Source organism: Octadecabacter sp. B2R22 (assembly GCF_018861045.1).
Classification (GTDB): Bacteria; Pseudomonadota; Alphaproteobacteria; order Rhodobacterales; family Rhodobacteraceae; genus Octadecabacter.
This window is the reverse complement of record NZ_JAHKQJ010000007.1, coordinates 820,827-836,319: the sequence shown is the minus strand read 5'-3', so window position 1 is coordinate 836,319 and position 15,493 is coordinate 820,827. Positions and strand designations below refer to the sequence as shown.

General features: G+C 56.0%; 14 protein-coding genes. 7 read left to right on the top strand and 7 right to left on the bottom strand.

What is annotated here, in order from left to right; all coding sequences use genetic code 11:
• Nucleotides 1–3: 3 nt before the first annotated feature.
• The 6 genes from ccmE to KO486_RS09525 all read left to right on the top strand — a co-directional run bounded on the left by ccmE (nt 4) and on the right by KO486_RS09525 (nt 5,138).
• Nucleotides 4–471: a cytochrome c maturation protein CcmE gene (ccmE, locus tag KO486_RS09550; RefSeq protein ID WP_216037000.1), complete on the top strand. Its 468-nt coding sequence runs from the start codon at nt 4–6 to the stop codon at nt 469–471.
• Nucleotides 472–549: 78 nt separating this feature from the next.
• Nucleotides 550–1,161 (top strand): holin-associated N-acetylmuramidase, encoded by a 612-nt coding sequence (locus KO486_RS09545; protein WP_216036999.1) that lies wholly within the window; start codon nt 550–552, stop codon nt 1,159–1,161.
• Nucleotides 1,152–1,727, top strand: a complete 576-nt coding sequence (locus KO486_RS09540) for a holin family protein (protein WP_216036998.1) — start codon at nt 1,152–1,154, stop codon at nt 1,725–1,727. The genes KO486_RS09545 and KO486_RS09540 overlap by 10 nt, the downstream gene beginning before the upstream one ends.
• A gap of 66 nt (nt 1,728–1,793) precedes the next feature.
• On the top strand, nt 1,794–3,839 hold the full coding sequence (locus KO486_RS09535; RefSeq protein ID WP_216036997.1) for a heme lyase CcmF/NrfE family subunit: 2,046 nt from the start codon (nt 1,794–1,796) through the stop codon (nt 3,837–3,839).
• Nucleotides 3,836–4,282, top strand: coding sequence for a cytochrome c-type biogenesis protein (locus tag KO486_RS09530; protein WP_216036996.1), 447 nt, complete (start codon nt 3,836–3,838; stop codon nt 4,280–4,282). The genes KO486_RS09535 and KO486_RS09530 overlap by 4 nt, the downstream gene beginning before the upstream one ends.
• 79 nt (nt 4,283–4,361) lie before the next feature.
• The gene (locus KO486_RS09525) at nt 4,362–5,138 is read left to right on the top strand and encodes an enoyl-CoA hydratase-related protein (RefSeq protein WP_216036995.1); all 777 of its coding nucleotides are present in this window, start codon (nt 4,362–4,364) and stop codon (nt 5,136–5,138) included.
• A 29-nt stretch (nt 5,139–5,167) separates the two neighbouring features.
• On the opposite strand, the gene KO486_RS09520 is transcribed toward KO486_RS09525, so the two are convergent.
• The 4 genes from KO486_RS09520 to gltX form a co-directional block, all read right to left on the bottom strand.
• Nucleotides 5,168–6,412, bottom strand: a complete 1,245-nt coding sequence (locus KO486_RS09520; protein WP_216036994.1) for a calcium-binding protein — start codon at nt 6,410–6,412, stop codon at nt 5,168–5,170.
• 140 nt (nt 6,413–6,552) lie between these two features.
• A complete protein-coding gene (locus KO486_RS09515) occupies nt 6,553–7,692 on the bottom strand; it encodes a calcium-binding protein (RefSeq protein WP_216036993.1) in 1,140 nt (379 codons plus the stop codon).
• A 382-nt stretch (nt 7,693–8,074) separates the two neighbouring features.
• Nucleotides 8,075–9,367: a citrate synthase gene (gene gltA / locus KO486_RS09510; protein WP_216036992.1), complete on the bottom strand. Its 1,293-nt coding sequence runs from the start codon at nt 9,365–9,367 to the stop codon at nt 8,075–8,077.
• A gap of 96 nt (nt 9,368–9,463) precedes the next feature.
• Nucleotides 9,464–10,867 carry a glutamate--tRNA ligase gene (gene gltX / locus KO486_RS09505; protein ID WP_216036991.1) on the bottom strand — a complete coding sequence of 468 codons (1,404 nt, stop codon included), beginning with the start codon at nt 10,865–10,867 and terminating at the stop codon, nt 9,464–9,466.
• Nucleotides 10,868–11,055: 188 nt separating this feature from the next.
• On the opposite strand from gltX, the gene KO486_RS09500 reads away from it, so the two are divergent.
• Nucleotides 11,056–13,047 carry a ComEC/Rec2 family competence protein gene (locus KO486_RS09500; RefSeq protein ID WP_354667492.1) on the top strand — a complete coding sequence of 664 codons (1,992 nt, stop codon included), beginning with the start codon at nt 11,056–11,058 and terminating at the stop codon, nt 13,045–13,047.
• Here the strand turns inward: KO486_RS09500 and lexA are convergent.
• From lexA to moaC, 3 genes are all read right to left on the bottom strand, one after another.
• Nucleotides 13,044–13,745 (bottom strand): transcriptional repressor LexA, encoded by a 702-nt coding sequence (lexA, locus tag KO486_RS09495; protein WP_216036989.1) that lies wholly within the window; start codon nt 13,743–13,745, stop codon nt 13,044–13,046. The two genes, KO486_RS09500 and lexA, sit on opposite strands and share 4 nt — an antisense overlap.
• An 87-nt stretch (nt 13,746–13,832) precedes the next feature.
• The gene (gene glp, locus KO486_RS09490) at nt 13,833–15,017 is read right to left on the bottom strand and encodes a gephyrin-like molybdotransferase Glp (protein ID WP_216036988.1); all 1,185 of its coding nucleotides are present in this window, start codon (nt 15,015–15,017) and stop codon (nt 13,833–13,835) included.
• Entirely contained in the window at nt 15,014–15,493 is a 480-nt protein-coding gene (moaC, locus tag KO486_RS09485) for a cyclic pyranopterin monophosphate synthase MoaC (protein WP_216036987.1), read from the bottom strand. Before moaC ends, glp begins: the two co-directional genes overlap by 4 nt.

The window sequence follows — 15,493 nt, the reverse complement described above, 5'->3', positions numbered from 1 at the left end:
CACATGGCTGGTTTTAAGAATCTTAAGAAAACACGCAGAAAACAAGTGCTTGGGGTTGCATTTCTCGCCTTGGGCGGTGTCTTTGCTATCCTCGTTCTTATGCCTAAGGACGCGTTTCAATATTTCCGATCGCCGACGGAAGTGGTCGAAACGCCACCGATTGAGAGTGAATTGTTCCGCATTGGCGGGATGGTTCAATCTGGGTCCATCGTGCGCGGCGAAGGCACCGTGGTGTCCTTTGTCGTGACCGACTGTTTCTCGGCTGTGCCAGTCACGTTTGACGGCATTTTGCCAAGCCTGTTTGAAGAAGGTCAGGGCATGGTCGGTCAGGGTCATTACATTGATGGCACATTCCAAGCCGTTGAAATTCTGGCAAAACATGACGAAACCTACATGCCTGCCGAAGTTGAAAACATGCATGAACAACAAAATTACTGCGACACTGTTGAGACAGGCGACACCAACACTTAGCCCACGCGCAACGGACGGTGCCGCCATGGGCGGTTAACCAAATCTCGGCAGTCTTTTCCTATTTCCAGAGGAGAAGACATGCACGACGTCCAACAAATCGCGAGAGATATCGTTGCCCGTGAAGGTGGTTATGTGAACGACCCCGATGATCCGGGTGGGGCCACAAACCACGGCGTGACAATCCATACAATGCGCAGGCTTGGCCTCGATCTGGACCGTGACGGCGCTGTGACCGAGAACGATGTGCGCGTATTAAGCCAGGATCAGGCGGTTTCGATCTTTGTGGATCATTATTTTGACCGTCCACGGATTGCCGCCTTGCCAACGCCTTTGCACGCAACGGTTTTTGATATGTATGTGAATGCAGGTGCCAACGCGGTACGGATTTTGCAACGCCTGCTGCAAGACATGCGCATCCAAGTTGTCGCGGACAGTGTGATCGGCCCGCAGACCATCGCCGCGACACAACAGGGCATGGCCGCTGCGCCAGATCACTTCGTTGATGCCTATGGGATCGCGCGGCGGAACTACTATTACGCCTTGGCCGATACCCGCCCAGCAAGCCGGAAATATGCGCGCCGGCGGGATGGCGGGAAGGGTGGTTGGATCATCCGCGCAGAAGAATTCATTTCGCCGCGCTACCATCTGAGCGACGCGCAGCACCGCGAAAGGACCGCACAATGGGTCTAATTGAGCGTGTTTTTACAGGCGTGTTCGGGGACGGGCGCAATGTGATCGTGGAAACGGCCGAAGTGTTTCGCGAAAACGCCGAAAGCGGCGCGGCGCGTGATGCCTCCGTCAAAGAGCAAGCCATGCAGCAATTCGCGTCGGAATTTGCAGTGCGCCGAGTGGGGGTGTTTGATCGGTTGATGGATGGGCTGAACCGGCTGCCGCGCCCCTTACTGGCGTTTGGAACGATCGGATTGTTCATCGTCGCGATGGTGGACCCGATCTGGTTTGCCAGCCGGATGCAGGGGATATCGCTGGTGCCGGACCCTTTATGGTGGCTCATGGGGGCCATCGTCAGTTTTTATTTTGGCGCACGTCATCAGGCTCATAGTCAAGACTTCCAACGTTCTATCGCGCAAACGCTTGCGCGGGTCCCTACAGTGATCGCCAATACCCAACAATTGGACATTTTGCGTGCAGATACGCCGCAAGTGGCGGATGCGGCCCCATCCGCCTTGGCTACTGAACTGGCGACCAGGCCGCAGGACAATCCAGCCCTAGATGCGTGGAGCACCGGCCGACCGTGACGTTTCGTCCATCGGGCGCACGATGGTTTGACTGGCGGGCGCGGGTGCGGTGTCTATACTGCGCCCATGATTATTGAACTCGGACATTTCGCGTTGATTCTTGCGGCCCTTGTGGGGGTCGTGCAAATGGTAGTGCCACTGATAGGGGCCCATAAGGGCTGGCGTGGGTGGATGTCCTTGGCGGACCCCGCCTCGGTGATCCAACTGGGCTTGGTCAGTTTCAGTTTTGCAGCACTGACCTATGCGTTTGTGGTGTCCGATTTCTCGGTCGAACTTGTCGCGTCAAACAGTCATTCCGCCAAGCCGATGCTCTATAAAGTGTCTGGTGTTTGGGGAAACCACGAAGGGTCCATGCTGTTGTGGTTGTTGATCCTCGTGTTGTTTGGCGCTTGTGCCAGCCTGTTTGGCGGCAACCTTCCACCCAGCTTGAAGGCGCGTGTTTTGGGCGTTCAGGCTGCTGTAAGTGTCGCGTTCTACGGCTTTATCCTTTTCACCTCGAACCCTTTTGAGCGGCTGGAATTCCCACCCTTTGACGGGCGTGATCTGAACCCGTTGTTGCAGGACCCAGGCCTCGCGTTTCATCCGCCGTTTTTGTACCTCGGTTATGTGGGCCTAAGCATGGCGTTTTCCTTTGCAATCGCAGCACTTCTAGAGGGGCGTGTTGATGCCGCATGGGGTCGTTGGGTGCGCCCTTGGACGCTGGCTGCTTGGGTCTTCCTGACCATCGGCATCGCGCTCGGGTCGTGGTGGGCTTACTATGAACTCGGTTGGGGCGGTTTCTGGTTTTGGGATCCGGTCGAAAACGCGAGCTTTATGCCATGGCTTTTGGCGGCTGCTTTGCTTCACTCTGCCATCGTTGTTGAAAAGCGCGAAAGCCTGAAGGCTTGGACGATCCTGCTGGCCATTCTGGCCTTTGGATTCTCGTTGCTTGGGACGTTCATTGTGCGCTCAGGCGTTTTGACGTCGGTTCACGCCTTTGCAAATGATCCCGAACGTGGGGTGTTCATCCTTGCGATCTTGGCGATTTTTACAGGTGGTGGATTGTTGTTGTTCGCCCTTCGTGCCAGCGCGATGGAAGCCAAAGGCGTGTTTTCGACCGTCAGTCGAGAAACCGCATTGGTTGCCAACAACGTGCTGCTGGCGGTGTCCTGTTTCGTGGTTTTTGTTGGAACCATATGGCCTTTACTGATCGAACTCGCGTCCAGCAAATCCATGTGGCAGTTCGGTGGGGCACTGGTGCAGAACCCGTTTTATGCCATGGGTCTGTTTGATAGGCCCGAACAGGTTTCTGTTGGCCCGCCGTTCTTTAACGCCGCCTTCACGCCGTTCATGGTGGTGCTGGCGATCATCCTGCCTGTTGGCGCGGTTCTGGCGTGGAAACGTGGTTCTTTGGGGCGTGCGGTCAAATCCATGGTACCTGTCGCCATTCTTGCGATTGCTTGCGGTGCTTTGGCATTTGCCATGCAAACAGGGCGCACAGCGATGGGGCCGATTGGCGTTGTCTTGGGCGTTTGGGTTGTTGGTGGGGCAACCATGGACATCTGGCTGCGGACGGGGCGAGGCGACATTGGCTCTCGGCTTGGTCGTCTTGCACGTCTGCCGCGGGCGGACTGGGGTAAATTTACAGCACACTCAGGCCTTGGCATCACAGTGTTCGCCGTAGCCGCACTTCTTGCGTGGGAAACCGAGGACATTCGCGTCGCCCAAGTCGGTGATCAGTGGGACGTTGGTATCCACACCATTCGCCTGAACGAAGTCGGCCCGCTGAATGGGCCGAACTACTACGGTGAACGCGCTGATTTTACCGTCCTGCGCAATGGCCGCGACGTCGGGCATCTGTATCCTGAGAAACGCATCTATCCCGTGGCCAGCATGCCCACCACAGAAGCCGGCATTCGCAACGGTGTGTTGCGTGACGTCTATGTTGTGCTGGGCGATCCGCAAACGGGCGGCGGTTGGGCGGCGCGAACCTATATCAAACCCTTTGCCAATTGGGTTTGGGGTGGCGCGATCTTGATGGCCATTGGTGGCTTTATTTCCCTGTCTGATCGCCGTTTGCGCGTGGCAGCGGGGGCCGCCAAAGCGAAACCGCAAGGGGTGCCTGCAGAATGAGATGGCTTGTCCTTGTGTTATGTCTGCTCGCCGCGCCCTTGGCTGCGGTGCAGCCGGACGAAGTGTTAGACGATCCGGCGCTCGAAACGCGAGCACGGGATTTGTCCGCTGGTCTACGCTGCCCTGTGTGCCGCAACGAAAGCATCGATGAATCCAACGCCGGTATTTCCCGCGATCTGCGTTTGTTGTTGCGCGAACGGCTTGTGGCCGGGGACACGGACGAGCAAGCCATCGCGTTTCTTGTGGATCGTTATGGCGATTACATCCTGCTGAAACCCACCACGGACGGGGCAAACATCCTGTTGTGGCTGGCTGCTCCGATCATGCTGCTGCTTGCAGGTGGGGTGGCTGTGGGGTCAGTTCGGGCGCGTTCAAAGGCGGCAGTGCCCGAGGATTTGTCGGACGACGAACAAAAGCGCCTCGAAGAAATTCTAAAAGACTAAGCTCTGACGTCGCGTTTAGGGTTTCGCCAATCGCTGGCGGGCCTAAAGTGCGCTTATGTAACATCAAAGGACGCCGTTCATGGACTATTCCGCCATCCGCTTTGAGATCGCTAACGACGTCGCAACGCTGACGCTGAACCGGCCACGCTCAAAGAACGCATTGAATGTTCAGATGCGGGCGGAAATTGCCCATGCTGTTAAGGTGGCCGAAAGCGACGCGCGTGTGTTGGTCATCGGCGGTGCGGGGGATGCGTTTTGTTCAGGCCAAGACCTTGGCGATGGTGGCAATGCCACGAGCCTTGATCTGGAACGCACCTTGCGAGACGAATACGTGCCGATGCTACGCGCGATTTTTGATTGTACGATCCCGACGATTTGCGCCGTTCATGGCGCAGCGGCGGGCGCTGGGGCGAACCTTGCGTTGGCAGCTGATGTCGTGATCGCGGCGGATGAGGCTTATTTCATCCAAGCGTTCACCCGCATTGGCCTGATCCCGGATGCAGGCGGGACCTATTGGTTGCCTCGTCAAATGGGTGCGGCCAAAGCAATGGGCGCGGCACTGTTTGGCGATAAAATCACGGGGCGGCAAGCTGCGGATTGGGGCATGATCTATGAATCCGTGCCCTTGGCTGAATTTGACACTCATGTCGCCAAGCGCGCGCTGCATCTCGCGGCGGGGCCAACGGCGGCTTATGCCCGCGTGAAATCCGCCATTCGTGGATCGTTTGAAAACACTCTGGATGAACAATTGGCAGTTGAAGCCAAGCTCCAAGGGGAATGTGGCAAAACCCGCGATTTCCAAGAAGGCGTATTGGCCTTCATGCAAAAGCGCCCCGCGAAATACGAGGGGCGCTAAAGCGTTTCACATCTAAAGGGCAGGGCTGTTTAGCCTGTAACCACTTCGAGGACGGGTTCCTCAACGATGGTCTGCTCAACGGTTTCCTCAACGACGTCCTCGGCCACGGCCTCGTCTTCCGCTGGGGCTTCGTCTTCAGCAACAGCTTCTTCCTCAGCAACCGGTGCCTCTTGTGGCACGTAAAGTTGCGTGATGATGTTTTCGCTAAGGTCCGCGTCATCTGCGAAATCACCGGCAAGATTGGCAACCACAGCACCATCGATCAGGACTTGTGCGACCCCATCAACGATCTGGCTACTTACCACGGCATCCTCGCTTTGAACTGCGACGATGACCACATCATCCTTCTGGTCAAAGTCCGTGATCTCGGCTGAAGTGTCTTCTTCGATCCAGTCGCCAACGACAAAGCTATCATCACCGTCGCCACCACGCGCTACGTCAGAGTTGCCCATAAAGATCGTGTCGTGACCCGCGCCACCGGACAACATGTCAGCGACATCGCCGTCGTCTTCACCCGACAGGCCCCAGTCTGCAAGGATGGGTTCGCCGTCCTCATCATCCGGCGTTTCATAGCGGGCCAGCTCATAGTCGTCGGCCGTGAGTTCGCGGTTGAACAGGGCAGAGGCCCCGATCACATCGTTGCCGTCGCCACCAAACACGCTGTCAGACCCTTCGCCGCCGAGAACGATGTCATGGCCTGTGCCGCCACGCACAAGGTCATCGCCTGCGCCGCCTTCGATCATGTCAGAGCTGTTGCCGCCGCGAATGATGTCGTTGCCGTCGCCGCCAAACAGCCCGTCAACCCAGCCGCCGCCGTTCAGCACGTCGTTGCCGTCACCGCCGTCCAGCATATCCTTGCCTTCGTCGCCGAACAGCTCATCGTTGCTGTTGCCGCCGTAGATGTTGTCAAAGCCAAAGCCACCGTAAAGCGTGTCGTTCCAGCCACCACCATAAAGATCGTCTTCGCCGTCCCCACCATAAATTTCGTCTTGGCCAAGGCCGCCTTCAATGGTGTCGTTCCCTTTGCCACCATAAAGCGTATCAAAGCCTTTGCCGCCGTCGATACTGTCATCGCCTTCGCCGGCTTCGAACGTGTCGCCACTGTCGCCGAGCGTTACGACCTCACCATCTTCGGTACCGTCACCATCTTCGGTACCGTCACCATCATCTGTTACCTCTTCATCGTCGTCCAAAGTCGGGAAATCATTATCCCCGCCAAAATCAAAAAAGGACCCGATGCCCAAAGTAAGCAAAAGAAAAATTACGATTTCCATAACCAACAACCCCCACGGTTTTAAGTTTAATTAACTAAACGTAAACACGTTTTGGATGAGAGTCTTTACCTGTTTGAAAACAAATCGTTTCCGGTTGGGAAACAAGGGGCAGATCGCGATTTTTCTATTAAATAAATACGTTAGGTCCCGGTGTAGGAGTAAGTAAGGATGCTACCTGCAAGCCCATCGAAGGGATCAAAGGTTCCTTGAACCTGTGCCACAGCGTTACCGTCGATCATGATAATCTCGTCCCCTTCAACAGACATCGTGGTGATTTCCGCATCAAGGTTGTCTTCCTGCAGGAAGACGATAATCAAGTCCTCTGTCGTATCGAAATCCGTGATCAAGACCTGTTGCTGATCCGTGATCCAATCCCCAATGACAAAGTCATCCCAGTCATCTCCACCTGTCGCGATATCATTGTTGCCCATCAGCAAGACATCGGCGCCTTCACCACCAACCAACGTATCGGATTCGGTGTCCAAATCAGTGCCGCTGAGGTTCCAGTTGTTGAACACCCCTTCGCCATCTTCATTGTCGGGAAGGGTATTGTTGCGAATGTCTTCATAGTCGTCTTCGTTCAATTCACGGTTCAACAATTGCGACCCAATGAGGGTATCGTCACCGGATCCGCCTACAAGGGTATCTGCACCGGGACCGCCATCAAGAATGTCTTCACCGTCCTGACCATCAAGCTCGTCATCGCCGTCGCCACCCACCAAGAGATCATCCCCGATGTAGCCCAATAGCGTGTCATCGCCGTCACCGCCGAATAGGCCGTCATCCCAGCCATCGCCATCCAGAACGTCATTACCAGTGCCACCGACAAGAAGGTCCTTGCCCTGACCGCCAAACAGCGTGTCATTTGAGGTTCCTCCGTCGAGATCATCAAAACCCTGACCGCCATACAGCGTGTCGTTCCAGCTGCCCCCCGACATGTCATCGTTACCGTCTTCGCCATAAAGGACGTCTTTGCCGAGCCCGCCTTCGAGCACGTCATCGCCAGCCCCACCCAACAGAACGTCAAAGCCTGCACCGCCGTCAACGCTGTCGTCACCGCGCATGGCATCGTACACATTGGCACTGCTGCTCAGAGAGACCACATCGTCATCATCCGTACCGACAGCCGTGTCCGGTTCCACAGGTGTGTCCGGTTTCACAGGTGTGTCGGGCTCATCAGGTGTATCAGATGTGTCGTCAACAGACGTATCATCATCGGAACCGAGTGAAAAAAATGCGCCCAAGCCGGCGGTAATGAGAAGAGCGAGAATAATTTCCATAACTAAGTATTAACTTTCTACTAACGCGTTGATCTTACTTATCAAGACGTCGCGTCAATTTCATCTAATTTCGAGAAACAGCGTGTTTCCGATCTGGAAAATGGCAAGACTCGCCAGAGTATTTCGTCCGCGTGAGCGCAGAATGAACTCTGTCCGCACAAGCGCGATTGACGAAAAGCCCGTTTGGCGCGGTGCGTTTTGCGAAACCCAAAGGACGTTAGATGGCCTATGGACGCCTCGTTGTGCGGGGAGATGTCCGGCGTTAGGCCAACATGATCCTTCACGATTTACAGGTGAAGAAGGGTCAATCGCCTGGTGGGAAACATAAAAAGGCCCCCCAAGATCAATTGGAGGGCCTTTCAGTAGTCGTCTAAAGCGCGGTTTAGCGGCTTTCGATATCTGTGTAATCGCGTGCTGTTTCACCCATATAAAGCTGACGTGGGCGACCGATTTTCAACTGTGGATCGGCCAGCTGTTCTTTCCACTGGGAAATCCAACCCACGGTCCGCGCCATGGCGAAGATCGGTGTGAACATGTCTGTCGGGAAACCCATCGCTTCGAGGATGATGCCGGAATAGAAGTCCACGTTCGGGAAGAGTTTCTTCTCAGCAAAGTACGGATCGGCAAGCGCTTGCTTTTCAAGCTCCATAGCGACCTGCAAGAGCGGGTTGTCTTCAACGCCGAGCAATTCAAGCACTTCGTCAGCGGACTCTTTCATAACAGTCGCACGTGGGTCGAAGTTTTTGTAAACGCGGTGGCCAAAGCCCATCAAGCGATAGTTGTCGTTCTTGTCTTTCGCGCGGGCGATAAACTCAGGAATACGATCAACGGAGCCAATTTCTTTCAGCATCTCAAGGCACGCTTGGTTGGCGCCGCCGTGGGCAGGGCCCCAAAGGCAAGCGATACCAGCTGCGATACAGGCGAACGGGTTCGCACCAGAAGACGATGCGAGACGCACTGTAGATGTAGATGCGTTCTGTTCGTGATCCGCATGCAACGTAAAGATACGGTCCATCGCGCGGGCGAGGATCGGGTTAACGTGATATTCTTCTGCCGGAACGCTAAAGCACATGTTCAGGAAGTTGGACGCGTAATCCAGATCATTGCGCGGATATACGAACGGTTGACCGATCGAATATTTATAAGCCATCGCAGCGATTGTCGGCATCTTGGCGATCAAACGGTGGGACGCAACTTCGCGCTGATGTTCGTCATTGATGTCTGTGCTGTCGTGGTAGAACGCCGACATTGCGCCAACAACGCCAACCATTGTCGCCATAGGCGGCGCGTCACGGCGGAAACCACGGAAGAAGTTGTGCATCTGCTCGTGGATCATTGTGTGGCGGGTGATCGTACTTTCAAACTTTTCAAGTTCAGCAGCGGTCGGAAGTTCACCGTAAAGAAGTGCGTAGCAGACTTCCAAATAGTGGGACTGGCCCGCCAGTTGATCGATCGGGTAACCACGGTGCAGCAATTCGCCTTTGTCGCCGTCGATAAAGGTGATTGTGCTGTCACAGGCCGCTGTGGACGTAAAGCCTGGGTCATAAGTGAACACGCCAGCCTGTCCGTACAGCTTACGGATGTCGAGAACATCAGGGCCTGCGGTCGGGGAATGGATCGGCAATTCGTAAGATTTGCCATCAATGGTCAGTGTTGCTGTTTTCGTATTGGCCATGGTTTTCCCTTTCTAGGACCGCAGCCCGAATTCGGGGCGGCATTATCGGTTTTAGCAGCTCACACCCCGTTACCTATGAATAGTAACTAAAATGTTTCAGCCGCAGGCGTCCTTGATACGAGCGATTGTTTCGTCGCGGCCAAGGACCAGCATCATATCGAACACAGAAGGGGAAACTGCGCGCCCGGCGAGTGCTGCGCGCAGCGGTCCAGCCAGTTTGCCAAGTTTGGTGTCATGGGCCTCAGCGAGGGCGGCCACGATCCCCTCTAGGTCGTCTCTGGACCAGCTAGCAGTTTGCAGCTGCGGCGTCAATTCGTTCAGTATACCTTTGTGCACAATGTCCAGAGACTTTGCAGCTTTCTCGTCTGGTGTGATCGGGCGTGATGTTAGAACAAAGTGAGCCTTTACAAGAAGTTCCGGGAAGGTCTTCGAGCGTTCTTTCAGGCTGTCCATTGCGGCCAGTAATCCGTCACGTTGCGGAACCGTGAACGCAGCCGCATCTGTCGCAGCCCTAAATGCCTCAATTTCATGCAGCAGTGCAGCATTGTCACTGATGGCAATGTGTTGACCGCATAGGTTTTCCAGTTTTTTGGTGTCAAAACGTGCAGGGCTTTTGCCGATTCCACCTAAATCGAACCACTCACGCGCCTGCGCATCAGTGAAGAATTCATCATCCCCATGAGACCAGCCCAAACGGGTCAAATAATTGCGCATTCCAGCTGCTGGGTATCCCAGTGCCTGATATTCTGCCGCACCCGTCGCACCGTGGCGTTTGGAAAGCTTTTTGCCATCCGGGCCAAAGATCAATGGAACATGCGCCAAGATTGGTTTGTCCCAGCCCATCGCCGTGTAGATCAGGTTCTGACGGAACGCATTTGCAAGGTGGTCGTCGCCACGGATGACGTGGGTTACGCCCATATCGTGATCATCCACAACGACCGCCAACATATACACGGGGCTGCCATCACTGCGCAGCAAGATCATGTCGTCGAGCTGTTCGTTCTGCCACGTCACATCGCCCTGAACTTCGTCGCTCAGAGTTGTCGCGCCCTCACGCGGGGCTTTGACGCGCACGACGTAGGGCAGGTCTGGGTGATCGCCCTCTGCCACATCGCGCCATGGTGAGCGATAGAGCGTAGACGTCTTATTGGCGCGGGCCTCTTCGCGGAACGCTTCGATTTCATCTTGGGTTGCGAAACACTTATATGCGGTGCCGTCGGCCAACATCTGATGGGCCACTTGCGCGTGACGCTCTGCGTTCGCAACCTGAGAGAACGGCTCACCGTCCCAATCAAGGCCCAACCACGTCAGACCATCAAGGATCGCTTGGGTGTTCTCATCGGTGGATCGTGCCTTGTCGGTATCTTCAATGCGCAACAGGAATTTGCCGTCACGACCACGGGCATAAAGCCAGTTGAAAAGCGCAGTACGTGCGCCGCCAATGTGCAAGGCCCCCGTCGGAGAGGGTGCGAAACGGGTGACAACGGGCTTTTGAGTCATGGGAAATTAACCTTTTGCTAACCACCAATTGCGAACATCAGCGGGTTTGGTGCGCAGATACTAAGTGCAGGGGGTAAGGACAAGTGTACATGCTGCAATCCCTCTGGGCGCAGGTCATGGCCCAAAGGGGTCATTTGTTCGGCTGGTCCCCAGTTGCAATGGGCATTGGCATTGCATGGTATTTTTCAATGAGAACTGAACCGACGGCGGGTTTGTGCGCAGCGTTGTTGGTTTCAAGTGTCTTGGCGCTTGCGTCTCAGCGGCTGTGGCCGGATGGGCCTCGGATCTTTGTTGTGGGCGCGGCCCTTGTTGTTGGTGGCTTTGGGTTGGCAGGAATGCGCGCCAATCTGGTTGCCGAACCTGTGCTTGGCTTTCGCTACTATGGCCCGATTGAGGGCCGCATCATTGAAATTGATCGTTCGCAATCTGACGCTGTCCGGCTCACGTTGGACCGTGTTGTTCTGGCACGGATGGAGACCCGGCGCACGCCTGCGACAGTTCGGGTCTCGCTCCATGGGGATCAGGGTTATGTTGATCCGCAACCGGGGCAGGTGGTGTTGATGACGGGGCATCTTTCGCCGCCTTCTGGCCCCGTTGAGCCGGGCGGCTTTGATTTCCAACGCATGGCGTGGTTCGAGGGGCTTGGGGCTGTTGGATATACGCGGAACCCTGTGGTGCTGGGCGCGGAGGCGATGGAAGGGGCTGCTGGCCTTTGGGTTTATCGTCAAAGGGTGGCCATCAGCAGTGGCGTCCAAGCCCGTTTGCCATCCGAAAGCGGCGCCTTTGCAGCAGCAATTATGACGGGGGATCGTTCAGGCATGGGGCGCGAAAGTCTTGCCGCGCTTCGGGCGTCCAATCTAGCGCATTTGCTGGCGATTTCTGGTATGCATATGGGCATCTTGGCCGCGTTTGTCTTTGCGTCAATCCGCTATGGTTTTGCGCTATTTCCGTATGTCGCCCTAAGGTGGCCCGTGAAAAAGTTCGCGGCAGGGGCATCTTTGGTTATCGCTGCTGGATATTTGGCGTTATCGGGGGGGAACATTGCAACCGAACGCGCGTTTATCATGGTGTCCGTCATGTTGGTGGCGGTGCTGTTTGATCGCCGCGCGTTGACGCTTCGAGCGGTGGCCATTGCCGCGCTCATCGTGTTGACCCTGCGCCCCGAAGCCCTGTTTGGCCCTGGTTTCCAGATGTCGTTCTCTGCAACCACAGCCCTTGTTGCGGTGTTTGCCATGTTGCAACGGATTGAGACGCCTAATTTGCCCAAGTGGCTTAGGCCCATCGGGGCGGTGGTCATATCCTCCCTTGTTGCGGGGCTCGCGACGGCGCCCTTTGCGGCCTATCACTTCAACCAGATAGCACAGCTTGGCCTGATAGCGAACCTATTGTCAGTTCCGCTTATGGGGACAATCGTGATGCCTGCTGCTGTCGTGGCGGTGGTTCTGGCGCCTCTCGGGCTTGAAATGTTGGGGCTCTGGGTGATGGACCTTGGCCTACGCTGGATCTTGGCCGTTGCACAGTTTGTTGCCGCGCAAGAAGGGGCGTTGCGCCATGTGGTGACACCAGATCCCATTGTCATTGCAATGATTGCCTTGGGCGGGGTGATGGTGGTTCAATGGCGTGGATCTTTGCGGTGGGTCGGCGTTGCGCCCGTCCTTTATGGTTTTATGTTGTGGCATGTGGCTGAGAGGCCCGCTTTGCTGGTCGCGGAGTCAGGGTCCTTGATTGGGGTGATGACTGCGGATGGCCGCGCGGTATCAAAAGAGCGCGGTGAGAGTTTTGCAGCCTCGGTTTGGCTGGAAAACGACGGTGCGCCGGTTGAGCAATGGGTTGCCTACAACCGCGCGGGGCTTGATGAACAGGGGCGTGCAGTCTGGACGGTGATTGGCGACACGCGACTGGTTAACCTACGCGGCGCGACCGCATTGGCGGCGCTTCAGGGCTGTGGCGGTGCGGATATTCTGATCACCAATCAGGAAGCACCAGCGCGGGCAGGGTGCGAGACATATGACATCACACGTTTGCGCGAAACCGGATCATTGGCGGGTTGGATGGTCGATGGATCGCTCAAGCTGGTCTCAGCGCGGGATCTTTCTGGTGAACGGCTTTGGAACACTTCAGCCATGCGCCGCCGAGGCGGCGCAATAACAACTTTACTGGCAGGGCTTCACGCGCCTTAGTAGGACCGGATCAACCCGACCAAACGCCCTTGCACCTTCACCTGATCATCACGGAACAGGCGGGTTTCATAGGCAGGGTTGGCGGCTTCTAGGGCGATGGCATTGCCGTTGCGACGAAAGCGTTTCAGCGTCGCCTCAGCGTCTTCGACCAATGCAACGACGATTTCACCGTTATCGGCGGTCGACGTCTCACGAATGATCACAACATCGCCGTCATTGATCCCCGCGTCGATCATGGAATCCCCTTTGACTTCAAGGGCGTAGTGTTCACCTTTCCCAACCATAGAGGCTGGAACGGTCACTTTGTGACTGACCTCGGAAATCGCAGCAATTGGTACACCAGCCGCAATTCGACCCATCACAGGAAGAGAGATTGCACCGGAGTTTTCAAGGGATTGTGCGCCAGTCGGGCGGTTGTCGGGTCGATCCCCGTCAATCACCTTGGGCGTGAACCCAGTCGTCACGCCAAGCTTGGATTGCAGCGCATCAGGCATTTTAACGATCTCAAGGGCGCGGGCACGATGGGCCAAACGGCGGATGAAACCGCGTTCTTCCAAGGCCGTGATCAAACGGTGGATGCCAGATTTAGACCGCAGATCAAGGGCTTCTTTCATTTCATCAAAGCTTGGCGGCACGCCATCGCGCTGCACCCGTTTGTGAATGAATTCCAGCAGATCAAGTTGCTTCTTGGTGAGCATCAGCCCTCTCCCTCAACGGTTTTCGTTAAGGATGTTCTATCTGTGTTCTTGTTTTGTGTCAATATGTTCTCACGGACGGCGATGACACTAGATCGGAAGGATCGTGACACTGTCGCCAGTTTCCTTTGCCGCGCTTCCGATCGGGGACAACATTAGGCAATTGGCGTCAGCCAGAACCGTCAACATTGAGCTGTCTTGTCGATCAAACCCGATAACGTGGCGTGCGTCTGGCCCTTCATGAAAGCGCGCCCGCATGTAATGGGCGCGCGGCCCGCCTTTGGGCAGAGGCGCATCAAGTTTGGCCGTAAGGATGCGCGGCAGCACATCAACCTGTCCCAAGGCACGTCGCACCAGCGGCAGCAGAAACAGGTGACCGCAAACAACAGCGGACACCGGGTTCCCTGGTAATCCCAAAAACGCGACATCGCCTTTAGACCCAGCCATCAACGGCTTTCCTGGACGCATCGCGATTTTATGAAAACTGCGGGTGACACCAAAACGATCCAGCGCGGGGGCGACAAGGTCATGATCCCCAACAGAGGCCCCGCCAATAGTGACGACGATATCTGCGCCCCAGTCGCGTGCTTGTTGTAGGACGGTATCCAATGCCTCTGGGGTATCTCGTGCAATGGGCAATACATTCGGCTTTGCGCCCGCGTCCTGCAACATGGCCTGTAACGCAAAGACATTAGACGCAATGATCTGATCGGGAGCGGGGTCGCCGCCCGGCATCAGCAATTCATCGCCCGTTGAGATAAGCGCGACCTTAGGTCGGCGCGCTACGCTAATCTCGGGATGGTTCATTGCCGCAATAAGCGCGAGGTCAGCAGCGGAAAGCACGCGAGGAGCATCGAGTGTGAAATCGGAGGAAAAGTCAGCGCCTTGTGGGCGAATGTTTGTCCCAAGATTGATTGGTTCAACCAGTGTAACCCGATCACCTTCAAGGCTAACGTTCTCCTGAATGACAACGCGGGTGGCTCCATTCGGGACAGGGGCGCCAGTGAAAATCCGCACAGCTTGTCCTTGCGCGACAGTGCCGTCCCATCCATGGCCCGCCGCAGACTCGCCGATGACATCCAGAACGTCACCCTGCGCTACTTCGCACACCGCATAACCATCCATCGCCGAGGCGGAAAACGGAGGCTGGTCGCGTTTCGCTTGAACAGGTGCAGCCAACGTCCGACCAAGGGCATCTGCAAGTGCAATTGTTTCAGAATGTCCTGTCCGAACTAACTCCAGACACATCGTTTGGGCGTCCTCGACAGGGATCATCCTTCAAATCGCCCTGACTTGCCGCCGTCTTTCAAGGTGACGCGTACGCCTCCGAGTTCCATGTCTTTTTGGACGGCTTTAAGCATGTCATAGACCGTCAGGCCCGCGACGGATGCGGCGGTTAGGGCCTCCATCTCGACACCAGTTTGGCCTGTTGTTTTGACTGTTGCGGTGATCCGAACGCCAGGCAGTGTCGCGTCTGCTTCAAGGTCCAAGGCAACTTTGGTGATCGGCAATGGGTGGCACAACGGGATCAAGTCGCTGGTTTTCTTGGCGGCCTGAATGCCAGCGATGCGGGCAATGCCCAGAACGTCGCCTTTTTTTGCGGTTCCGGCGGTGACGTGGGCTAATGTTGCATCCGACATTTTCACCCAAGCGGTTGCTGTGGCAATACGGTCCGTCACGTCTTTGGCCGACACATCAACCATATGCGCTTGGCCTTGAGCGTCGAAATGGCTGAGCTTATCGTCGGCCAT